The sequence below is a fragment of the Marinobacter sp. CH_CUG1437-1 genome, from assembly GCF_037029655.1.
In the GTDB taxonomy this organism is placed as follows: Bacteria; Pseudomonadota; Gammaproteobacteria; order Pseudomonadales; family Oleiphilaceae; genus Marinobacter; species Marinobacter salsuginis.
In genome coordinates, this window is sequence record NZ_JAYMEW010000005.1 from 300,235 (window position 1) to 321,480 (window position 21,246).

Annotated in this window: 18 protein-coding genes and 2 pseudogenes; 5 read left to right on the forward strand and 15 right to left on the reverse strand. The window is 52.3% G+C overall.

Annotated elements, in window-relative coordinates; translation table 11 throughout:
* Positions 1 to 2: 2 nt before the first annotated feature.
* Positions 3 to 581, reverse strand: coding sequence for an LON peptidase substrate-binding domain-containing protein (locus tag WA411_RS15065; RefSeq protein WP_136629760.1), 579 nt, complete (start codon positions 579 to 581; stop codon positions 3 to 5).
* Between the two features lie 49 nt (positions 582 to 630).
* Positions 631 to 1,887 carry an HDOD domain-containing protein gene (locus tag WA411_RS15070; protein ID WP_153634588.1) on the reverse strand — a complete coding sequence of 419 codons (1,257 nt, stop codon included), beginning with the start codon at positions 1,885 to 1,887 and terminating at the stop codon, positions 631 to 633.
* 160 nt (positions 1,888 to 2,047) lie between these two features.
* Here WA411_RS15070 and ilvD point away from each other — a divergent pair, with 160 nt between their 5' ends.
* Complete coding sequence (gene ilvD, locus WA411_RS15075; RefSeq protein ID WP_291909821.1) at positions 2,048 to 3,883, forward strand: dihydroxy-acid dehydratase; 1,836 nt, start codon at positions 2,048 to 2,050, stop codon at positions 3,881 to 3,883.
* 74 nt (positions 3,884 to 3,957) lie between these two features.
* Here the strand turns inward: ilvD and WA411_RS15080 are convergent, their stop codons facing one another.
* Entirely contained in the window at positions 3,958 to 4,380 is a 423-nt protein-coding gene (locus tag WA411_RS15080; RefSeq protein WP_153634590.1) for a peptidoglycan-binding domain-containing protein, read from the reverse strand.
* A 122-nt stretch (positions 4,381 to 4,502) separates the two neighbouring features.
* Positions 4,503 to 5,618 carry an AI-2E family transporter gene (locus WA411_RS15085; RefSeq protein ID WP_136629756.1) on the reverse strand — a complete coding sequence of 372 codons (1,116 nt, stop codon included), beginning with the start codon at positions 5,616 to 5,618 and terminating at the stop codon, positions 4,503 to 4,505.
* A gap of 127 nt (positions 5,619 to 5,745) precedes the next feature.
* On the opposite strand from WA411_RS15085, the gene WA411_RS15090 reads away from it, so the two are divergent.
* From WA411_RS15090 to WA411_RS15100, 3 genes are all read left to right on the forward strand, one after another.
* A complete protein-coding gene (locus tag WA411_RS15090) occupies positions 5,746 to 6,096 on the forward strand; it encodes a hypothetical protein (protein WP_069183973.1) in 351 nt (116 codons plus the stop codon).
* A 75-nt stretch (positions 6,097 to 6,171) separates the two neighbouring features.
* The gene (locus WA411_RS15095) at positions 6,172 to 6,420 is read left to right on the forward strand and encodes a hypothetical protein (RefSeq protein ID WP_069183974.1); all 249 of its coding nucleotides are present in this window, start codon (positions 6,172 to 6,174) and stop codon (positions 6,418 to 6,420) included.
* 147 nt (positions 6,421 to 6,567) lie between these two features.
* Positions 6,568 to 7,467 carry a haloalkane dehalogenase gene (locus WA411_RS15100; protein ID WP_291909817.1) on the forward strand — a complete coding sequence of 300 codons (900 nt, stop codon included), beginning with the start codon at positions 6,568 to 6,570 and terminating at the stop codon, positions 7,465 to 7,467.
* 13 nt (positions 7,468 to 7,480) lie between these two features.
* Here WA411_RS15100 and WA411_RS15105 read toward each other — a convergent pair whose 3' ends face one another.
* Positions 7,481 to 8,269 (reverse strand): acyl-CoA thioesterase, encoded by a 789-nt coding sequence (locus tag WA411_RS15105; RefSeq protein ID WP_209398869.1) that lies wholly within the window; start codon positions 8,267 to 8,269, stop codon positions 7,481 to 7,483.
* 197 nt (positions 8,270 to 8,466) lie between these two features.
* Here WA411_RS15105 and WA411_RS15110 point away from each other — a divergent pair, with 197 nt between their 5' ends.
* On the forward strand, positions 8,467 to 9,981 hold the full coding sequence (locus WA411_RS15110; protein ID WP_069183977.1) for a DEAD/DEAH box helicase: 1,515 nt from the start codon (positions 8,467 to 8,469) through the stop codon (positions 9,979 to 9,981).
* On the opposite strand, the gene WA411_RS15115 is transcribed toward WA411_RS15110, so the two are convergent.
* From WA411_RS15115 to WA411_RS15160, 10 genes and pseudogenes are all read right to left on the reverse strand, one after another.
* Positions 9,978 to 10,487 (reverse strand): dihydrofolate reductase, encoded by a 510-nt coding sequence (locus WA411_RS15115; protein ID WP_069183978.1) that lies wholly within the window; start codon positions 10,485 to 10,487, stop codon positions 9,978 to 9,980. The genes WA411_RS15110 and WA411_RS15115 overlap by 4 nt on opposite strands.
* 23 nt (positions 10,488 to 10,510) lie before the next feature.
* A pseudogene (thyA, locus tag WA411_RS15120) lies at positions 10,511 to 10,795 on the reverse strand (thymidylate synthase); the annotation flags it as partial.
* Between the two features lie 541 nt (positions 10,796 to 11,336).
* Positions 11,337 to 12,478 (reverse strand): annotated as a pseudogene (locus tag WA411_RS15125) (IS3 family transposase).
* 126 nt (positions 12,479 to 12,604) lie between these two features.
* Positions 12,605 to 14,296 (reverse strand): SulP family inorganic anion transporter, encoded by a 1,692-nt coding sequence (locus WA411_RS15130; protein WP_291909813.1) that lies wholly within the window; start codon positions 14,294 to 14,296, stop codon positions 12,605 to 12,607.
* Positions 14,297 to 14,441: 145 nt separating this feature from the next.
* Positions 14,442 to 15,308 carry a formyltetrahydrofolate deformylase gene (purU, locus tag WA411_RS15135; RefSeq protein WP_291909811.1) on the reverse strand — a complete coding sequence of 289 codons (867 nt, stop codon included), beginning with the start codon at positions 15,306 to 15,308 and terminating at the stop codon, positions 14,442 to 14,444.
* Positions 15,309 to 15,368: 60 nt separating this feature from the next.
* Positions 15,369 to 16,946: a methylenetetrahydrofolate reductase C-terminal domain-containing protein gene (locus WA411_RS15140; RefSeq protein WP_291909809.1), complete on the reverse strand. Its 1,578-nt coding sequence runs from the start codon at positions 16,944 to 16,946 to the stop codon at positions 15,369 to 15,371.
* 290 nt (positions 16,947 to 17,236) lie between these two features.
* Positions 17,237 to 18,106, reverse strand: a complete 870-nt coding sequence (gene panB / locus WA411_RS15145) for a 3-methyl-2-oxobutanoate hydroxymethyltransferase (RefSeq protein WP_291909807.1) — start codon at positions 18,104 to 18,106, stop codon at positions 17,237 to 17,239.
* Positions 18,107 to 18,175: 69 nt separating this feature from the next.
* Entirely contained in the window at positions 18,176 to 19,186 is a 1,011-nt protein-coding gene (panB, locus tag WA411_RS15150; RefSeq protein WP_291909805.1) for a 3-methyl-2-oxobutanoate hydroxymethyltransferase, read from the reverse strand.
* Between the two features lie 15 nt (positions 19,187 to 19,201).
* Positions 19,202 to 20,482: a TRAP transporter large permease gene (locus WA411_RS15155; RefSeq protein WP_291909803.1), complete on the reverse strand. Its 1,281-nt coding sequence runs from the start codon at positions 20,480 to 20,482 to the stop codon at positions 19,202 to 19,204.
* A 16-nt stretch (positions 20,483 to 20,498) separates the two neighbouring features.
* Positions 20,499 to 21,065, reverse strand: a complete 567-nt coding sequence (locus WA411_RS15160; protein ID WP_291909801.1) for a TRAP transporter small permease — start codon at positions 21,063 to 21,065, stop codon at positions 20,499 to 20,501.
* Positions 21,066 to 21,246 lie beyond the last annotated feature (181 nt).

Genomic DNA, 21,246 nt, shown 5'->3' on the forward strand with positions numbered 1-21,246 from the left:
ACCTAGCCCTCCTCGAGCGCTTCCAGAAGCTCCTGAAGTCGGCTGAGCCGTTCCAGCGGGTCCTGCAACTCTACCAGTTTCTGCTTTTCCTGTTTGTCCAGAGGCAATAGCTCCGTAAGCCGCCAGCCAACATCCCGAGCATCGCCATAATCAATGTCCATGTTCAGATCGCGGATGACCGGATGCCGGAACAGCGCCTTGAGCACGGAGGGCAGTTCGCTATAGCGCGCCGGCACCTCACTCTCTGCCTCTTCCAGCAGGCACTCCACGTCGCCAACATTCAGCCCGTCTTCCTGTTGCCAGCTCCGGACCACCGACACCTTGGATTCGCCCTCAACAGTAATCCCCAGAAGGCCGTTATCAAGCTGTTGGAAATCGATAATTCGCACATAGGTGCCAATGTCGTAAAAGGCTGCGGTGCGCCCGGTCTCTCCGCCTTCCTGCAACAGCACCACAACGAACCCGCGATCCTCCTTGAGACAACGCGTCAGCATGTCGATGTAGCGCGGCTCGAACAGCTGCAATGGAATCCTCCCCCTGGGCAGGACGATGGAATTCAGGGGGAACAAAGGTACATTCATAAGCGCAACAGTCACCGGAAAGCAGACTCCACAGTTTACACGGCCCGGATCATCGGATGGCTAACAATTGCTGTACTTCGTCGACCCGGGCCCTGGCCTCCGTCAGAAGCTGCAAACTGCGGGAGGCATTGAGTTCAAGTTCACCCAGACGCCGATACGCCGGCACCTGATCGAACGGGGGCAGCTCGGCATTCTGGCTGGAACCTATCATCGAATGCAATTGCGCCACGATAACGACATCCACGAGCTGGGGCGTCGTCTCGCGGCATTCATAACCCCAGTCTTCGGCATGGCGGACCGCTTCCACAAAGGCCGGCGGGAAGGACCAATTCTCGAGTACCGCCGTTCCGACGTCTGCCCTGAGTTCCCTGATCGCATGACTCAGGTTGGCCTCATCGGCAAAGAGGTTCACATGGTGTTCAGCCTGGACGAGTATCGGCACCACGCCAATATCGTGGAGCAAGCCCGCCAGCAACGCCTCCTCCGGGTTCAGTTTCGTGGCGTGATCCGCCAGCACCCAGCACAGGGCTGCCACCTCCCGGGAATGCCGCCAGAGCTTTTCCATCTCTTTCTGAAGTGACGCCTGGCGGGTCTTGAATACCTCCCGCATGGAAAACACCGTCACCAGTTGCCGGGTGGTACGCATGCCAAGGCGAACCACGGCTTCCCGGACGTTCCGGACGTCACTGAACCCTCTGTACAGAGGGCTGTTGCAGGCGCGGACCAGTTTGGCCGCCATAGCCGGGTCCGCTGACACCGCCAGCGCTACCTGATCCGCCGTTGATTCCTCTCGATCGACCGCTCGCCGCACTTTCCACGCCACATCCGGCACACTGGGCAGCTTGACCTGGTTCGACCGCAACTCCGACAGGAACTCCATCAGCAGGTGATGCTCCTCGCTCTCCAGCCCTCCATTACCTTCACCTGAATCCATCTCAACCTGTTCGACAGGCGCCGAACGCAGCAACTGGTTAAGGATGTCCTGCTCGACAACCAGGAATTCAGAGGGTTTGACAGCCGTAACGTCATACATCCTGGGTTGGAGCCGGGCAATGGGGTTCTGGGCCTTCTCGGTTTCGGCTTCGATGATTGTTTTCCGGCCATCCACAGATTCAAGTTCGATCTTTCCCGCTACCAGGAAAAAGTCCAGACCATCCCGGACACCCCGTTCCAGAACCCTTTGTCCGGGCCCATGAGTCCGTCGCTCGGCGCGGCTGGCAAGCAGGACCAGTTGATCATCGGTCAGCCGGTTCAACGGCTGAAACTCTTTCAGGCGACGAAGCGGCAGGCTTTCCTGGCCGGCCATAGGCATACTCCTTGTCGGTTCAAACCGGAAAATAAGTTGGCAATTGTGTTAACTATTGTAAACAGCGACTCTGAAAACAACCATGCGCCTCGAGTCTAATCTGGTATCCTCTGTTTTTTTGATCACCGTCATCAGGTAACAACAGAGAGAACAGAACACCATGCCTCAGTATCGTTCGCGGACATCCACCGCAGGTCGCAACATGGCCGGCGCCCGCGCCCTTTGGCGCGCTACCGGTATGAAAGACGGAGATTTCGGCAAACCCATTATCGCGGTTGCCAACTCTTTCACTCAGTTCGTGCCGGGCCATGTGCACCTCAAAGACCTCGGTCAGCTGGTGTGCCGCGAAATCGAGGCAGCCGGGGGTGTTGCCAAGGAATTCAACACCATCGCGGTCGACGACGGCATCGCCATGGGCCACGACGGCATGCTGTACTCCCTTCCCTCCCGGGAAATCATTGCGGATTCGGTAGAGTACATGGTGAACGCCCACTGCGCCGACGCTCTCGTCTGTATTTCCAACTGCGACAAGATCACCCCGGGCATGCTGATGGCCGCCATGCGCCTGAACATCCCCACGATCTTCGTCTCCGGCGGCCCCATGGAAGCAGGCAAGACCAAACTGTCCGAGCACAAGCTCGATCTGGTGGACGCCATGGTCATTGCTGCAGACCCCAACGCCTCCGACGAACAGGTGGAAGAGTATGAGCGCAGCGCCTGTCCCACCTGCGGCTCCTGTTCCGGCATGTTCACCGCCAACTCCATGAACTGCCTCACCGAAGCCATCGGTCTGGCACTGCCCGGCAACGGTTCACTCCTGGCAACGCACGCCGATCGGGAGCAACTGTTCCTGAAGGCCGGTCGACAGATTGTGGAGAATGCACGGCGCTATTACGAGGAAGACGACGCCAGCGTACTGCCTCTGAGCATTGCCTCAATGGCAGCCTTTGAGAATGCCATGGTTATGGACATCGCCATGGGCGGCTCGACAAACACCATCCTTCACTTGCTGGCGGCCGCCCAGGAAGGCGGCGTTCCGTTCACCCTGAACGAAATCGACCAGCTGTCGCGTAAAGTTCCGCAGCTGTGCAAAGTCGCGCCCAACTCGCCCAAATACCATATGGAAGACGTGCACCGTGCAGGTGGCATCATGGGTATTCTCGGCGAATTGGAACGAGGCGGATTGATCAACACCGATCTTCCGACGGTGCACAGCAAAACCATGAAAGAAGCGTTGGAGACCTGGGACATCATGAGGTCGCCGACCACCGAAGTGGTCGAGTTCTACAAAGCCGGGCCGGCCGGCATTCCCACCCAGACGGCCTTCTCCCAGAGCACCCGTTGGCCAACACTCGATGGCGACCGGGAAACCGGCTGCATACGCTCGGTTGAGCACGCCTACAGCTCCGAGGGCGGCCTGGCAGTGCTTTACGGCAATATTGCCCTTGACGGCTGCGTGGTCAAAACCGCGGGGGTGGACGAAAGCATCTTTGTATTCGAAGGCAAGGCCCGGGTATTCGAGAGCCAGGATTCTGCCGTTGCCGGCATTCTCGCAGACGAGGTCAAGCCGGGTGAGGTTGTGATCATCCGCTATGAAGGCCCCCGTGGTGGCCCGGGCATGCAGGAAATGCTCTATCCGACCAGCTATCTGAAATCCAAGGGCCTCGGGAAGGATTGCGCACTGCTGACAGACGGACGTTTCTCAGGCGGCACCTCGGGCCTGTCCATCGGCCACGCGTCGCCGGAGGCAGCCGCCGGTGGAGCCATTGGCCTGATCGAGAATGGCGATACGATCCGCATCGACATTCCGAGCCGTAGCATCAACGTTGAAGTCGACCAGCGCGAGCTCGATCGTCGTCGGGAAGCCCGGGATGCCAAGGGCTGGAAACCGGAACTGCCGCGGGACCGCAAGGTATCTGCAGCCCTGAAAGCCTACGCGCTACTGGCCACAAGTGCCGACAAGGGTGCCGTTCGGGATCTGGAAAAGCTCGACTGAAAATCCTGAACGCTGGCCAGCAAAAAAGCCCGGCGGGGAAACCCGGCGGGCTTTTTCTGTTCAGAAGATTCCGGTTACCAGAGCGACCAGCCGCCGTCGTCATCTTCTTCGATGGCGTCGTCCTGCTCAGGCTCCGGGGCCGAAGTCTCCGCCGCTGCGGAAGACGCTGATTCCTGAGCCGGAGCGCTACTGGTTCCGGTAGACTGTGCTGGCGCCGACGCGGCCACCTGAACCGAAATCATGCCCAGGGCTTCCTTGGTCGGATCGTCCAAAATACCGGTGGCCTGGAGACCGTTATCCTGCTGGAACCGGGTCAACGCAGACCGGGTAGAGTCGTCCATCTGCGGGCTGACATTGGTAATATCGTACCCGGCTCCGTAAAGTGCATTCTTGAGTGCAACGATCTCATCAGCGAAGGCTGCAGGGGCAAAGCCCAGTGTGACCGCCAGTCCGGCCGCGGCGGTCAGGCGTCCCAGTCGGGAAGTTGCTTTTTTCATGGTACTCACCTGCTAACTCCTGATATCTCTTCGATATCCGTTTCTTTCTTGTTATGTGGTGCCTATCTCCACAGGCTGGGGCAAACGGTTAAAAGCCTACCATACTTTTGTCGTATGTCGCCTTACCGGACATCATGTCCCGTTGACCTGTCAGACTCATGCGCTTCATCTTCCACAGTGGCCGGTTGGCGGTGGGCCTCTTCGCTGAACTCGCGGATGAAAATCCCCCAGAACGCCATGAACAGGGCTGCCACCAACGGCCCCATCACGAACCCGTTGATGCCGAACATGACGATGCCGCCAAGAGTCGACAGCAGGACAATGTAATCCGGCAGTTTGGTATCGCGACCAACCAGTACCGGGCGCAACAGGTTGTCCGCCAGCCCTATGACCACTACTCCGAAGGCCGTCAGAACCACCGCTTCGATCACGTCTCCAACCGCCGCGAGGTAGATGGCAGCGGGCACCCAGACCAAAGCGGCACCCACCGCCGGCAACAGCGATACGATCGCCATGACCACACCCCAGAGCAAGGCCCCTGAGATCCCGAGGACCCAGAAAATCAGCCCGCCCAGGGCCCCCTGGATGATTGCAATCAGCAGGTTTCCCTTGACGGTCGCCCGGGTTACCTCTGCAAACTTGGCGAACAGCAACCGCTCCCGTTCGTCGCCCAGTGGCAGCGCCCGGATGATCAACTCCACCAGTGCACTGCCATCCCGCAGCAGGAAGAACGCCAGATACACCATCAAGGCCAGGCCGAGGAAAAACTGGAAGGTGTTCTGGCCAACGCCCAGGGCCTGCTTGCCAAGGAACTGACTGCCGCCGACAAAAATACTCACCGCCCGGTCCCTCAACTCGGCAAAGCTGATGTCAAACTGTGCCAGGAACGCCTGAATAGCCGGAAAAGACTGATTGACCCGATCAATGTATTCCCCGGGGCGAATGGCGCCACTCTGGATCTGCTGGTAGAGCGCGACGCCCTCGGCAACCAGAGATGTCACCAGAACCAGAACCGGGATAACCACAATAAACATGCAGATGCACAGGGTAATCAGCGCGTTGATGTTTGGCCGGTCACCCAGTTTACGTACGAGCAGTTGCTGCACCGGGTGAAAAATCAGGGCGATGGCGACCGCCCAGAATATGGGCCCGAAGAAGGGCTTCATCAGAAATACAAAGGCAAGGGAAACGCCGACCAGCAACGCCAGAAAAGTCCGTGTTTCAAGTTTTGCGTACATAATTTTTGCGGTTCCCTGATGTGGTTCTGCATGTTAACGAATGCATTCTACCCTACCACGCTGGCGTGGCCACTGTAGCTCTCTTCGGGTTATAGTGGACGGTTGTTGTTCAACTAACAGACAGGTCATGTTGTTGGAACTGGAAACCTTCACTGTCGAAACAGCCCTGGACGCGGCCACCGAGCTGCGCAAGGTACTGGCCGCCAGAACGCACCGGCGCAAGGTGATGGGCCAGGAAGTCGTGGTGCCCGGTCAGCTCGGCGAAGCCCTGCAGTTGCCACGTATCATCAACCGACTTCAGAGCAAGCAACAGAAGCAGCGGGACCTTGGCCTGGAGGACTTCCAGGAGCTCTGGCCCACACTGTCGCCACAGACACGGGAAAGAGTTCTGGAGGCGATTGGCTGGTATGACCCGAAGGAGCTGGACTGGGATGACAAGCGATCCAACCGTCGGCCACTGGTCGATCCAGACAGTTAAGCCGTATAAATCCGGCAACCCGACTTTGAAATGTCATACTTGGCCCATATGTTGGGCAGTATCAGGAGGATATTTATGACTCAAACACAGCATTACACGGCACTTCTGGCTGAGGGCAGCGCGGTTCCTACCCTGCTGTGCGGCCACTGCCATTCGATTCTCTCCAGGGCCCGGATTTTCAACAATCAGGGTGACCACCAGCAGGACATGGAATGCCGCACCATTGGCCTTTGTTCAGCTGACGATTGCGGTGCAGTCAATTGCTGCGACGAGGCTCTGGCCCGCGTTGACAACCCCGAACGCCTGTTCGGCATCGCGTCCTGATTCAAAGCGGCAACGCTCTGTTACGCAACTCAAACACACAAATTTTCCATCTGCTTTATCCTGATATTCGACGATTGTAGTAGGGCATTCTGATCACCGGATGCCGCCCGGCAATCACGCAACCAATCAGTCAGGACAGTCGATGGCATGCGTATTCTGAGAACCGATGAAGCCCGCTTCGCAGGTCTTCCGGATTACCCTTTTACTCCAAACCATCTCGACGTAGAACCCGGGCTCCGGATGCACTACGTTGACGAGGGCCCGCGAGGCGCGTCGCCGGTAATCATGCTCCACGGCGAACCATCCTGGTCCTACCTTTACCGGCACATGATTCCCCTCGTGGCAAGCGCCGGACATCGGGTACTGGCTCCGGATCTGATCGGCTTTGGCAAATCCGACAAGCCGGCCTCGGTGACCGACTACAGTTATGGCCGCCACCTGGCATGGCTGACTAGTTGGCTGGAACAGCTGGACCTCACCAACATCACCCTGGTGTGCCAGAACTGGGGATCGCTGCTGGGCCTGCGTCTGGCAGCAGAACACCGACAGCGCTTCAGTCGCATCATCGTGAGCAATGGCATGCTGCCAACCGGGGAGGCGCCTGTGCCTGCGGTATTCTCAGTCTGGAAAGCCTTTGCCACACACAGCCCCTGGTTTCCGGTTGGGCGCATTGTGCAGCTGGGCACCGATCGCACGCTGAGCAAGGCTGAACTGGCCGCCTACGAAGCTCCGTTTCCATCAGCAGAGTTCAAGGCCGGAGCCCGGGCGTTTCCGAAGCTGGTGCCAACTGAGCCTGGCACACCGGACAGCGATGCAAACAAGGCCGCCTGGCAGGTGCTTGAAAGTTGGAAAAAGCCGTTTATCACCTGTTTCAGCAGTGGCGACCCTATTACCCGGGGCGGCGACAGGCATATGCAGCGTCGGATTCCCGGTGCCCATGGCCAACCCCACATAACGCTCCGGGGCGGGCACTTCCTGCAGGAAGATTCACCGGAAGACTTCGCCCGCATTATCATCGATGCCCTGAAATCGGAAATGGCGGCCTGAGCCGCCATTTCCATCACCCAAACACGGTCACCGTCTGGCGGCTCAAAGCCACAAGCTCGCCTTTGGCAGTCCATATACCGGCCTGGGTATGACCGTAACCGGCACCCGCCTGATCGATAGAGACCTTGTACAACAGCCAGTCTCCCGGTTCCATGGCCGGCCTGGGATGCACGATGTCCAGAGCCCAGCTCAGGGAACTGGTTCGTACCCGCTGTTTCACATACGGCAGTACTGCCGGGGGCCAGGCATCAACGAGGGCAACGATATGGGCGTCAGAGAACGACTCCGGAGTTTTCCGGAACTGCATCCAGCCGCCCAGTTCCCGACCGCCTTTGCCACTGAACGGCAGGTTTCCGAACGCCCATCGCATCTCAATCTGCTGGATGAATTCCGGTGTCACACCCTCGATATAGTCCAGCCCGTGACATTGATCGATCGGGGGCGCCTCGGGCGCAGGAAGCGCGTCCACCTGTACCTCCGACTCCCGGTCGCCGCCAAAGCTGGCCAGACAGACCAGCCGGGTTTCTCCTTTCTGGACAATGCGCCCTTGCACCTGACTGACCGCTTTTCCCTCACGCAGAATCTCGGCCTCGAATCTGGCCGGCACTTCGGGCTCCACCGGTCCCACGAACGAGACCTGCAATGACCGCATGGCGCGGCCCTCGGCAACAAGCATCTCCATTCTCTCGAACATCAATGCAGCCGTAAGACCACCGAATGTAGCTCTTCCCTGGGACCAGCTGCCGGGCATGATCAGTTCCTCGCTGCCACGGGCCGCCCGCAATAATTCGTCAAAGGTCATCTCAAGTTCCTGTTAGCAACCTATCGGGATAATACGAAGCCTGCCCAAGATCGGACGGCAACGCAATAACCGGTCCCCGGCAAGTACCTACAGCGCCTCCGGGGTTTTGCGTATTAAAACATCAACAAAACCGCTATAATGCCCGCACATCATGCATTGCCCGGCAATGCTCTACCTCCCGAATTCCGAGTGAATCAATGTCTGAATTGTCCTTTGCCGAACTGGGGCTTGATCCAGCCGTACTTGAAGCTGTGTCCGCCGTTGGCTACGAAACCCCGTCTCCCATCCAGGCCCAGTCTATTCCCGCGCTGCTTGCCGGCAACCATCTGTTGGGTGTTGCCCAGACAGGTACCGGTAAAACCGCGGCATTTGCACTGCCCCTGCTGAGCCGGATTGACGCCTCTGTTACCGAACCCCAGATTCTGGTGCTGGCACCAACACGGGAACTGGCCATCCAGGTGGCTGAAGCCTTTACCACCTATGCCAGCAAGTTCCGGAATTTCCATGTGCTGCCCATCTACGGCGGCCAGGATTTTTACCCCCAGATCAAGGGCCTCCGCCGCGGAGCCCAGGTCGTCGTGGGTACCCCGGGCCGCATGCTTGACCACCTGCGCAAAGGCACCCTGAAACTGGACGGCCTGAAGGCGCTGGTTCTGGATGAAGCCGATGAAATGCTGCGCATGGGCTTTATCGACGACGTGGAAGCGATCCTGGCGAAAACACCGGAGAACTGCCAACGCGCCCTGTTTTCAGCCACCATGCCGCCGCAAATCAAGAAAGTGGCCCAGACTTACCTGCGCAACGCCACGGAAGTTCGCATTGAAAGCGAAACCCGCACGGTCGAGCGCATCTCCCAGTTTGTTTTGCCGGTCTACGCCGAGCGTAAACTCGACGCCCTGACACGGATTCTCGAAGTGGAGCCGTTTGACGCCTCCATCATCTTCGTGCGCACCAAGGCGGAAACCACACTGCTGGCCGAGAAACTGTCGGCACGCGGGCACGCGGTGGCACCACTGAACGGCGATTTGAACCAGCGCCAGCGCGAGCAGACCGTTGAAGACCTCAAGCGCAGCAAGAAAGACATTATCGTGGCGACCGACGTAGCGGCCCGCGGTCTGGACGTGCCGCGCATTACCCACGTGATCAACTACGATGTGCCCTACGACACCGAAGCCTACATCCACCGTGTTGGCCGTACCGGCCGCGCCGGTCGGGAAGGCAAGGCCATTCTGCTGGTCACGCCCCGGGAGCGGAGCTGGCTGCGCACGCTGGAACGTGCCACCAACTCCCCTATGCAGGCCTATGAGCTGCCGTCACCGGTTGAACTGAAGAAAATGCGCGAGCAGCAGTTTGAAACCCAGCTACTGGCGTTCGCTGAAGACAAGAAGCTGGCCAAGACCATGGCCCTGCTGGACGAGATCGCCGAGCGCAACGAGATGGATATGGCCATGGTGGCGGGTGCCCTGGCCTGCTGGATGGAAGCGGCCCAACCCGGTTCCCTGCCTCTGGAGCAGCCCGAGGCACTGCCGGTGGTCTCCGCCACGCCTCCGCCGCGTCGCGACCGCAAGGGTGGCCGCCCGGGCGATAACCGCAAAGGCCCGAAAGGCGGATTCAAGAAAGGACCGAAGGGACGCGGCGGCCCGGGGCCCAAAGGCAAGTCTCCCGGTAAGGGCGGCAAGCCCGCTGGCAAGCGCCCACCTCGCCAGGCTTAAGCCTGGCGCTGATAGACCACGAAGCTGTAGTCGTAAGGGTTGTTATCGGACGCGGAGAAATCCTCCCGTCCGATTTCTTCCCACTCATCCCAGTTCACTTCCGGAAAAAACGCATCGCCGTCAACCTCAGCGTGCACCTGGGTGATGTACATCCGATCAACCATCGGCAAAGCCTCGGCGTAGATCTGCCCGCCACCGATGATCATCACCTCGTCACCACCCTCAAGCTCGGCCTGGGCTTCGGCTTTCACCAGCGCCTCGGGCAATGACTTGGCGGCGACCGTTCCGGTCGGCGCTTCCCAGGTTTCATTCCTGGAAATCACGACATTCATCCGTCCCGGCAGCGGTCGACCGATGGAGTCCCAGGTTTTTCGACCCATGATAATGGGCTTTCCCATCGTAGCCTGTTTGAAATAACGCAGGTCTCCGGGCAGATACCAGGGCAATTTGTTGTTCCGGCCGATGACCCGGTTGCGGGACATGGCGACAATCAGTGCTTTTCTCATGGACTCGCCTGTTTGGAATGGAATCAGATGGCAATCGGTGCCTTGATGCCCGGATACGGGTCATAACCCTCAAACTCGAAGTCCTCCAGCTCGTACTCGAAGATGCTCGCGGGCTTGCGTTTGATCACCAGCGTCGGCAGCGCGCGGGGCTCCCGCTTCAGCTGCTCGAAGACGATGTCATCGGTCAGATGGTTCTGGTACAGGTGACAGTCGCCAAAGGTATGCACGAACTCACCAACCTCCAGGTCGCACTGCTGGGCAATCATGTGCGTGAGCAGAGCGTAGGAGGCAATATTGAACGGCACCCCCTAGATCTTCATACGACCATATTTTTGCACAACACGCCAGGGTGGGTGGATTGCAAGTACACATAACCACTGTGCATTTTTAATTATGCACAACCAACATTCCGGCCTTCGCCTCACCAAACAACGATTAACACCCTTTGCTTTCAATTAGTTAGGAGCAACAGCCCTCTATTATGCCGCCTTTAATACCAGAATCCAACGTGTGCAGTGTCTAGTCACCTATCGCACTTTATCTATCGGCCATTCGATTTAAATTTTCATCCATGCCGCCCCTTCTCTACAAGGCCATACCAAAAACCTTGCCCAAATTACTCATTCATCCGCTCGATAAGCTCCAAAGCTTGTGGCTATTATCAACACCTGCCAACTTCCTAAGGTAGCTTACCGTCTCAAACCATTAACCTCCAAGTCTGAGATTCCCGATGGTCAAACTGTTTTTTACAGTTCCTATTTGCTTATCGTGCGTTTCGGCAGGCGCGGACTCTATAAATGAAGAAATTTGAGTTGGTGAGATTCCAGTCACGATACCGGCGCGAGGGTTCTACCCTGTCTCCACGGACGGCTTTAAAACGGCGGACAACTTCCTGTCTTGAGCGGCAACTCTGAGTCGCATCCTGGGATTAGGGAACCGCTCAACGTAGTCGAATACATCAGCTCTCGCTTCATTCTGAGTACGATAACGCCGATGGTGCGCTCGCTCACGCTTGAGCATTCCGAAGAACCCCGCTCAGGCAGCGTTATCGCCATAGAGGCCGACCACACTCATGCCGCTCACCAGACGGTTATTGACGAGACATCGCTGGTAGTCGCCACTGGTCAATTAACTGCCTCGATCAGAGCGTAAAATCACCGGGACTTCCCCTTGGCGTTGCTAAACGGCCATTTCAACGGCTCTGATCACCATCTGGCGATCCTGTCTGTGATTCATGGGCCAGCCAACGATCAGCTTGCTGAACAGGTCCAGAACCACGCACAGAAAGAGCTTTCCTTCCTGCGTGGATATCTTTGCAATACCCGTCACCCACTTGGTGTCTGGCTCCAAATCAGAGAAAATCCGCTCCAGATGATTCCATACACCCGGTGGCCGATAAGATCGACGTCCCAAGCGTCCGCGCTTCTCGCGTGGCACCCCTGAATACCACGCATGGCCATCAATCGCGCAACACGGTTCAGGCTTGTTGAAGCAAGCTAGGCAACCAGATCCTCATGCATACGGGGTGAACCAATAACGGCACCGCCGTCATCGTGAATCTCTCTGATGCGCGACAACAAGTACTGATTAGCTTTTGCCGTGGCGGACGGAGCGCGAGATACTCAAGCATAATAACCGCTGGCCGACACCTTCAGGCATCGGCACATAAGACGTATTGGAAACTGATTGCGACAATGTTGAATCGCCTGATACCTCAGGACGACTCCTTTGCGAAGAACACCGCCGCTTCGAGCAAAAAATCACTTTCCTTCTTCACACGGGCGAGCTCTAGCTTGAGATGGGCAACCTCCTGTTCTCTTGGGAAGTTAGAGCCATTGAAGGCCTTACCTCTCTCCTCATCCGCTTCTCTGCGCCACCGGGACAACAGGTTGGGATTACCTCCAACCTTTAGGGGTATCTGGCGACAACTCACAGCGGGTTGCCGGGCTAAAGCAATGCCTTCGCGTTTTGAATTCTGGCCTATAGGACATGAACACTCCTTTGGCACAGTTCGCCTCTTCTAGGAATGTCCGCAGTAACTGGGTAGACCCCTGAATTGCGCGAAGCGAAAGAGCACGGTTCACGTCAGATTTTCACTATGCCAAGGCGAAAAATCATCATTCTCGCACCTTACGCAGCGACTCTATTGCTTTTTCATCAGTTGGGAAGATGCAACTAGCAGAAATAACATCAATCAACCCTGCCTTTTCAAGTGCTTCCCTCAGCGGCAGTTTCGGTCCGGATAAATAGAGTTTAATCCTTCTTGATTCTAACAACGACCAGATCTCCTTTAGAGTATCGATTCCGGTCGAATCTACTTGATTCAATGAGGATGCAGAGATTAAAACAAATCGAATATTCGGATCTGAATCAACTTTTCCTCGCAAGTAACGTTCGAGGACAGGTGCAGTCAGGTAAGTCAATGCGGCGTCCATGCGAACCGTGAGAACCCCATCAGAAATAGGTGCTAAATGGTATAGCTTCCGGTCTCTTAAGGCTCCGGTCTCGTGTATACCGAGCTCGATTATACGAGGCATAGTATGGTTGTGAAGAAACGCAATAAGGGATGCTGCTATACCGGCTAACACCCCCCAATATAACTCAGGCACAGTAAAGAGAGTGACGGCTAAAGTAATCAGTGCAACGCCGCCATCCTTTGGACTTCCTCGGCACAACTTGATGAGGCCTGGAATGTCGATCAACCGCACAACTGGAACTATAATAATCGCAGCCAGTATTGCGGTTGGAAGGTGGTAGAGTAAACCTGTAAATCCGAAAAGGGAGATTAACACTACAAACGACGTAACCAGAGTCGCACGACCTGTCTTCGCACCACTAAAGGCATTCAGCGCGGTTCTGGAAAAGGATCCGCTTACCGGAAAGGCACCGCTGAGACCACTCGAGATCTTTGCCATACCCTGGCCAATAAGTTCCTGATTTCGGTCCCACGGCTCGCCAGTTAACCTTGACATAGTTCGGCAACTAGACATTGCTTCTGTAAAGCTGATTAAGGCGATGATTGCGGCGGGAACTAACAGGTCTATGTGCTTAGCGAGGGAAAGATCAAGATTTATTGAAAAATGCGGAAGCCCTCCTCCAACGTGCCCAACAACGTCCCCACCTAACTGCTCAAACCCTACCCATTGGCTAAGTGCTATACCAAGCAGGGTAAGAATCATAACACCGGGGAATCTTGGCAAAATCCTTTTAATCAAAACCAAGAAAATAATTCCGAAAAGACCAAAACCAGCCGTAACCAACATATCTAAAGGCGCATAGCTCCATATGAACTCAACTTTAGAAAACCAATCACCTTCAGAAATCCTTCCAAGGCCAAAGAGGGCCGGCAACTGTGATAGAATAATTATTATAGCAGCCGCATTAATAAAGCCCTGAACGACCGAGTTAGAAACGAGGTTTGCAACAATTCCCATGCGAAATACACCCATCGCAAACTGCATGACTCCAGAGTACAAGGACAGCCAGATAGCTAGGTTAATCCATTCTGGCGTTCCTGGCTCAGCTAGCGGCTGAAGTGCAGAAAACGTCAAAAGACTTGTCAACGCAACGGGACCCACAGCGAGTAAAGACGAAGACCCAAAAAGAGCTCCAACTATTCCAGGCAAAAGCGCAGCATATAATCCCGTAACAGGAGGCATTCCGGCAAGCTGGGCATAGGCAAGGGCCTGAGGTATCAATACAAGGCCCACTGATATGCCAGCAATAGAATCTGAACGGATGTCATGCAATGAGGCCCTTTTCCATCTTAGGAACGGCAATAGCTTTAATAATACTTTTCTAGCCCGCATAACCAAATCCTTTATGAAAGCCAACGATTATCGTAAACTTCACCAAAATCCGACTTTTCCGAAATCCTTGGCGCCTACACACAACAACCACGAATACGCCACCTTCATTCGCATAATTTCATAAATAAGACCCAAACCAGAAAAATCACTTTATTACGACTGTCTTGTTACCGTTAATAAAAACGCGATGCTCTATGTGGTATTTAACCGATCGGGATAATGCTACCGTCTCCGTTTGTCTACCAGCAGCGACCAGATCTTCCGTAAGGTAGGTGTGATCAACAGGACGAACCTCCTGATCAATGATTGGGCCTTCGTCTAAGTCAGGGGTAACATAATGAGAGGTAGCTCCAATGAGCTTCACACCCCTTTCAAAGGCTTGATGATAGGCCCTTCCGCCCTTAAACCCCGGCAAGAAGGAGTGATGAATATTAATCACTCGACCAAAGAGTTCCTGGCAGAGACTGTCTGAAAAAACCTGCATATATCTCGCAAGAACTATCAACTCAGATTTAGTTTCCATTACAATATCAAGCAACTTTCCTTCTTGTTCACTTTTATTATCGTTTGTAACTGGAAGAAATATAAAAGGAATGGCCTCACGATCGGCAATCGATTTCAAATCTAGATGATTGGAAATTATTGCGGGTATATCTATTTGAAGCTCACTTTTACGTCGTCGATAAAGCAAGTCCTCCAGGCAGTGATCTTCTTTACTTACCATAACCAATACACGCATTGAAGTGGCGCTATCGTGTATCCCCCATTCCATCAGAAATTGTTCCGCAACCACATTAAATCCTGATCTCAACGCATCGATATCTTCATCTAACCAATCATTAAAATAAAACCTCGCGCGCAGGAAGAAACGACCACTTTGCTCATCGTCAAATTGAGAGAGTTCACTTATATAACAGTTACTTCCCGTCAAAAACGAAACGACCGACACAACGATACCGGATCTAGCAGGGCAGGCAACCGCAATGATAAAATTTTTTCTATTATCACACATTACACCACACCTCTAATTAACCATAACCGAAAAGCGTTTCCCGTTAATCAAAATTAAGACCTATCTATGAACCTCCACAACATCAATGAGCTTTACCCCATCACAATCATTACGACGCCCTAATACCTGCGCAACAGGGGCGTCTTCTTTGAATTCATTTGCCCATGAAGGTGTATTTCGCGTTCCCTCTACTGCAGGTATATAAATCTTTTCAAGATCACCCAGCTTATTTACTTCCTTAGCAATTCGATACTTAAGATTATGAATGCACTCTCTATCCTTGAATTCACATGTATTCTCATCGGTTCCAGCACAAGGTCCGTTAGCGAGTCCTTTTGGACATGTCTCAGGGCAGGCATAGGACAAGTACTGAATGCGACAGAATCCACAAGACTCACACCCTAGCATGGGTTCCTTAAAGCTATGCTCAGCCTTCAATAGAATTGATCTGCCAACAGTCGTCTTATCCATAAAACGAAAAACCGGCGCGAGAATTGCCGCCCCAAAAGAACCGCTCTTAAACATGTGCTCATGTACGTAATGCATAAAATGGTATTTCCGCATTTGCGCGGAGTTAGGCCTATTGCCCGGCAAAACAGGTGGCCCGCTTAGGCTATTTTTCCGAGGCTCGCCATCTGGAAAAAGATAAAGGGCATGTTCTGGGGCGAATTCGACGACTTCGCCATTACCTAGCGTATTAAATCGATCCCAGGCTTCTCTCCAAAGATCCATACTCGTGAGTTCTTTCTCCAAATCTTCCGCAGCTTCCATGACTTCCCGCAGTTCGCTATAGGTATCTACGCCACTAAGCTGAACTCCTGCATAGCCCATAAGCTTCACCCCAACTATCTGCAACACCAGACGCTGAAAACCACTGCGTTTTGCATCGTCCTTAGATATTTCCTCTTGAATCTTCGCGTATAGGTCGTCCGACATAAAAACTCCCGGCAACCGTTTAGCATGAATTCCTTTCGCCCACTGAGGCATAGGCATCAGTAGATTAGCCACAATAGGAGTATCGAACCCGCGTGCGTCTCGGTACCAAATAAGCTCCTGAAATTTATCCATGTCCCAACCGCAGTTCGTAATAAAATAATCAACTCCGGCATTAATTTTCTTTGCCATCTTTAGATATTGATTAAGCAGCTCCTCTTCTTTATATTTAAAGGGTGTTACGCCTGCGGCAATAAACGAATCTGGCACGATCTTTTTCGCTTCAACAATTCCAATAACAGAGTCAAGGTAGCGGGTTCGACCTTCATGAGTTTCCTCGGTAACCCTGTCTCCTGAAATAATGAGATAGTTTTTTAAACCCAGCTCTGAAGCTTCTTTAAATACCGCTCTTGCCTCACCAACTTCACGATTCTTACCCGCAAGATGAAGTAACGGCATTTTGCCACTTGCCTTTGCTGCTACGCTCCCACATTCGACCGTACTAACAGAGTGCATGGACTTTACACGGTCTCCAATATTCACACCTCTAACCCGATCATCAGTGGCAACCAGTTCTGCTTCAGATTCCAGAATCGAAAGGCCTTGATCAATATTTGCAAGAAGCTCAGGAACATGCTCAAGGGTGTAGATGAACTCTTTCCTCGCCAGGCCATCCTTAATTAAATTTCTATAATTGCTTTGCATTTTGTTGCCTTCCTTACATTGGTTTGGTAATCTTAATTACATAGAGGCTTGGTCACCATATTCGGGCTCTGACGAATGAAAATCATTCAGCACTATTAATGAGGCGATATCCAAGCAGTAACTTAGGGGCATGAACGTGTCCAATGGCTAACCATAGGCGCCGCTTGAATGTTGATCAGGTAACAAATAATAACCCGATCCTCGTTCAAAAGGACGCGCATGCCCTAAAGCGCTCTAACCGTTTTCAGATGGCTCTTTTTTTCGCATCAGAAACAGCCTAACTTAAAGTTTTAAGAACTTTGCTTATTTACCAAGCTCTCAAATTTTCTTGCCTCCGCTGGCTCCATTCGGTGTGTGTACTTTTCTCCAGGATAGGCTCCAGAAAGGACTTGGTCTTTATACTCCTCCAATCCCTTTTGAATTATTGGTCTCACATCAACAAAACTTGCTTCATTTTTTGGTTTTGGAAATGCACTATAACCTACAGCATCACCACTAATTAGATAAGTGCCATCCGGTGAGGGCCCCGCCCCTACACTAATCACAGGCACCGGCAGTGTTTCTGCCAAGTAGTTTGTGATTTCAACAGGAACATATTCGAGAATAAATGCAAAAACGCCCGCCTCAACAAACGCTCGCGCATCATCTACAATTTTCGCGGCCTCCTCGGCATGTTTACCTTTAAATCCATATCCGCTTTGTTCCAGCTTCCGAGAAGCTTGCATTCCAATGTGTCCAATTACAGGAATTCCAGCCCTCACGATCTCCGCTACAATTTTTGCAGTATATCTGTTTCCCTCACATTTAACGGCATCCGCTCCACCTTCTGCGATAAGACGTGCCGCGTTGCGAATAGCGTCTTCTTTCGAAAAGTGATAGGTCATATATGGCATATGACCTACAACCATTCCATATTTCGCGACCCTTGACACAGCTTGAGTAAGTATTAGCTGTTCTTCGAAACGCACGGTCATTGGGGTAGGGTGCGCAAGAAGGGACATTGGCCCAGCATTGCCGTTAATTAACATATCAAATCCAATATCGTCCGCAATCTTCGCCATCGGCGCATCATATACACCAAGAGCAACGATTTTTTCTCCTCGTTGTTTTTTTTCAAGCAGGGACTTTACGGTTACTTTTTTTCTCTTTTGTTCAGACATTTTAGTCACCTCGACATTATTAAATAAAAACTTTAAATACGTGTATAAATTACATCATCACTAGTAAGTCTATATCGATAAATGTTCCCCCTTTTCTGTCTCTAATCTTCTACGAATGGCATTCGCGATTACCTTGACATAGGCGTCTTCATCACAATCTTTTTGTTTGGTTCCGTTTCCACCTTTTTTCCCCTTCGTTGCGGGTTTTATGCTTTCGCCCATAGCTTCTGCTACGATCGAAAGTTCACTGTCCGAGATATTTATTGAATGCTTCTGTGCAGGGAAAGCTAACCCAGTGACTTCCTCACGATACAAAGTAAAGCTTTCTCTAACCAAAGAGCCTACTTCAGCGTATCTGCGGACGAACTTAGGACAAAACTCGTCAAACATTCCCAACATATCCTGTGTCACTAGAGCTTGGCCATCACAGTATGGTCCAGCCCCGAAACTGATAGTTGGTATATCGATCGCCTCAGAGATAATTCCCGCAACTCGGTCTGGAATACACTCTAAAATAATGGCAAAAGCACCAGCGGCAGCCACTGCGATCGCATCGTTAATTATTCGCTCTATATCCTCCGCATTTTTTCCCTGGATTCGATACTCTCCCGCAGAGAATGCCGTTTTCTTCGTCAGACCTACATGCCCGACTACAGGAATTCCTTCATTCACTAATGCCTTGATAATTACAGACGTTTCTTTTCCTCCTTCAATCTCCAAGGCAGCCGCGCCTCCCTCCTTTATTAGGACTTTTGCAGAAGCTAAAGCGCTTTCTTTTGAACTGTAAGAAAGAAAAGGCATAGCCACAAGAAGAAGGCTATCGTTTATGCCTCTTTTAACGGCCTTCGTGTGATAAACCATTTCCTCAATTGAAACGGTATAAACATTATCTCGGCCTAAACCAACCGTACTCAAAGCATCACTTACAAATATAAAGTCAATCCCCGATTCGTCTGCCCATTTGGAAAATGGGTAATCATACGCAGTCACTAGGGTTATTTTTTCACCTCCACACTTTCGAGATCGGATCTCCTGTGGGGTTACCTTTTTTCGCTTCAGTTTTGTTTCAGAAGCCATCATTTTTCTCCCAATTTTTTAAAGTAAGAACAAACTTATAGAAGGAACCAATGCAACAATTATCCAAACTATGATCAGCATGACCAGATAAGGCAACACTGCTCGAGATATGGAAAAAATAGACGCCCCAGACACACTGCTTGCGACAAACAGATTTAATCCATAAGGGGGTGTTATAAATCCGATTGTACTCCCCATCACAAACACGATAGCGAAGTGAATTGGATCAACCCCTGCATCGATTGCAAGTGGCGCAAAGATAGGTGCAAGGATGATAATATTCGGAATTGATTCCAGTACGCACCCGAAAATTAATACGGCAATCATTGCTATTCCGAGGATAGCTAAAGGAGAAGACGCAAATCCCAATACAAATTCCCATATTGCATCCTGAAGGCTAAGTACTGTGACGACCTCTTGTATAACCATTGCAAATGCAACAATCGGGGCAATAATTCCCGCTACAGCACCGCTGGAGAATAATACATTTCCAATTTTTCCTACTTTTAGCTCTTTGGTGAGAAAAACTCCGATAATTAAGCAATACGCCGCTGCAATACCAGCAGCCTCAGTGGGTGAGAAAATTCCCGCATATATACCGCCCAGCCCAATTACCATCGCGCCAGCTCCACTCTTCGCATCCCAGGCAGCTTTCCAGACGGACACGGGGGCTTCTTTTTCAACAGGCGCGGTCCAGCCCTTCTTCCAACCGATAAAAACAGTGATTAAAACCATGCCGACAACCATTAATAAGCCTGGGAGCAAGCCCGCAATGAACAGATCGGATGGAGAAACATTCATTAGTACGCCATACACAATCATTATGAGACTAGGCGGAATCATAATTCCCAATGTTCCTCCCGCAGCGGTTACCGCTGCCGCAAAGGCTGTGGGCGCGCGTTCTTCAACCATCGACGGGATCATCATCCGGCCCAATGTAGCCGTTGTTGCTGCGTTAGATCCGCTGATTGCAGAAAACATAGCGGAAGCACCAAGGGTGGAAACCGGTAACCGCGCGGGTAAACGCGCCAACATGGCTTTGGATAGCGTAATGAATCGTCTTGCAATCCCACCCTCCCTGACTAGATCACCCGTCAAAATAAACAAAGGCATAGCAAGTAAGGCAAAAGAACTTAGTCCAAAAAATGCACCTTGCCCTATATTCATAATCGGCATAGCCTCAGTAAAGTACAGAACCGAAGTAGCCCACACTCCCATACACAATACGACTGGAACACCTATTGCAAAAAAAACCGCCATAAGTAAGGTAATTAATAACACCAATGAACCTGTATCCATTTTGTCCCCCTCGATTTTAGTCGCTGTTTAAGGAAATCTCAGTTTCAAATTCAGTTCCATTGTGATAGTCCATGACCACGTGTAGTACGTCGAATAGTGCACGGATAATTACCAGAGACCACCCAATAGGAATCGATATAGTTGCTAGAGCCAGCGGCAATGAAGTCCCTTGAATTAAGTTTTGGAGCATTAGCTGCATAGATATGAGGCTATTCACACCCCAAATAACAACAAAACTCAATCCAATCCAAAGAAAATCATCAAAGATATAAAGCGCCGCTTGAAACCGACGAGGTAGATTTTTTCGAAATGATCCAAAACGTAGATGAGATCGTTTTTTTACATGGTAGGAGCAGCCAACCCAGGAAAGCCAAATGAATAGGTAGATACTTATACTAGAACCCCACTGACTCTGGTTACCGGTAATCACCCGAGAAGCCACATCGCCCACGACTACGATTGCAAGCATTGCATATAGAAAAATGACGATATAACGTTCAACGTTTTCATTGATCCACAAAGCTAAAGTCCAGGCTTTCTTTTTTTTACTCTCTGAAACTCGGCGCTCTAAAAATGAATACATAAATCCTCCTTTAACAAGGACTGATACGTGCGCCCTTGTTGTTTTTTTTATTTAAAATCTTAATGATGAGTCTCCATGCGAGGTTCAGACGGTACTTAAAAATCATTTCCACCATCGTTGTGGAACAACATCAATTGCCGCCAAGTCTTTAGGGATCTCTCGAGCCAAGTCATAAATCTCT

Bases quoted from the DNA above. Each gene is read 5' to 3' on its own strand.
- WA411_RS15160 (WP_291909801.1), bottom strand. From the start codon at position 21,065: ATGTATTCATTTTTAGAGCGCCGAGTTTCAGAGAGTAAAAAAAAGAAA.
- WA411_RS15065 (WP_136629760.1), bottom strand. From the start codon at position 581: ATGAATGTACCTTTGTTCCCCCTGAATTCCATCGTCCTGCCCAGGGGG.
- WA411_RS15095 (WP_069183974.1), top strand. From the start codon at position 6,172: ATGACTCAAACACAGCATTACACGGCACTTCTGGCTGAGGGCAGCGCG.
- WA411_RS15090 (WP_069183973.1), top strand. From the start codon at position 5,746: ATGTTGTTGGAACTGGAAACCTTCACTGTCGAAACAGCCCTGGACGCG.
- purU (WP_291909811.1), bottom strand. From the start codon at position 15,308: ATGTGTGATAATAGAAAAAATTTTATCATTGCGGTTGCCTGCCCTGCT.
- WA411_RS15070 (WP_153634588.1), bottom strand. From the start codon at position 1,887: ATGGCCGGCCAGGAAAGCCTGCCGCTTCGTCGCCTGAAAGAGTTTCAG.
- WA411_RS15080 (WP_153634590.1), bottom strand. From the start codon at position 4,380: ATGAAAAAAGCAACTTCCCGACTGGGACGCCTGACCGCCGCGGCCGGA.
- WA411_RS15085 (WP_136629756.1), bottom strand. From the start codon at position 5,618: ATGTACGCAAAACTTGAAACACGGACTTTTCTGGCGTTGCTGGTCGGC.
- panB (WP_291909807.1), bottom strand. From the start codon at position 18,106: ATGTCTGAACAAAAGAGAAAAAAAGTAACCGTAAAGTCCCTGCTTGAA.
- WA411_RS15110 (WP_069183977.1), top strand. From the start codon at position 8,467: ATGTCTGAATTGTCCTTTGCCGAACTGGGGCTTGATCCAGCCGTACTT.
- WA411_RS15105 (WP_209398869.1), bottom strand. From the start codon at position 8,269: ATGACCTTTGACGAATTATTGCGGGCGGCCCGTGGCAGCGAGGAACTG.
- panB (WP_291909805.1), bottom strand. From the start codon at position 19,186: ATGATGGCTTCTGAAACAAAACTGAAGCGAAAAAAGGTAACCCCACAG.
- WA411_RS15140 (WP_291909809.1), bottom strand. From the start codon at position 16,946: ATGCAAAGCAATTATAGAAATTTAATTAAGGATGGCCTGGCGAGGAAA.
- WA411_RS15100 (WP_291909817.1), top strand. From the start codon at position 6,568: ATGCGTATTCTGAGAACCGATGAAGCCCGCTTCGCAGGTCTTCCGGAT.
- WA411_RS15130 (WP_291909813.1), bottom strand. From the start codon at position 14,296: ATGCGGGCTAGAAAAGTATTATTAAAGCTATTGCCGTTCCTAAGATGG.
- WA411_RS15115 (WP_069183978.1), bottom strand. From the start codon at position 10,487: ATGAGAAAAGCACTGATTGTCGCCATGTCCCGCAACCGGGTCATCGGC.
- ilvD (WP_291909821.1), top strand. From the start codon at position 2,048: ATGCCTCAGTATCGTTCGCGGACATCCACCGCAGGTCGCAACATGGCC.
- WA411_RS15155 (WP_291909803.1), bottom strand. From the start codon at position 20,482: ATGGATACAGGTTCATTGGTGTTATTAATTACCTTACTTATGGCGGTT.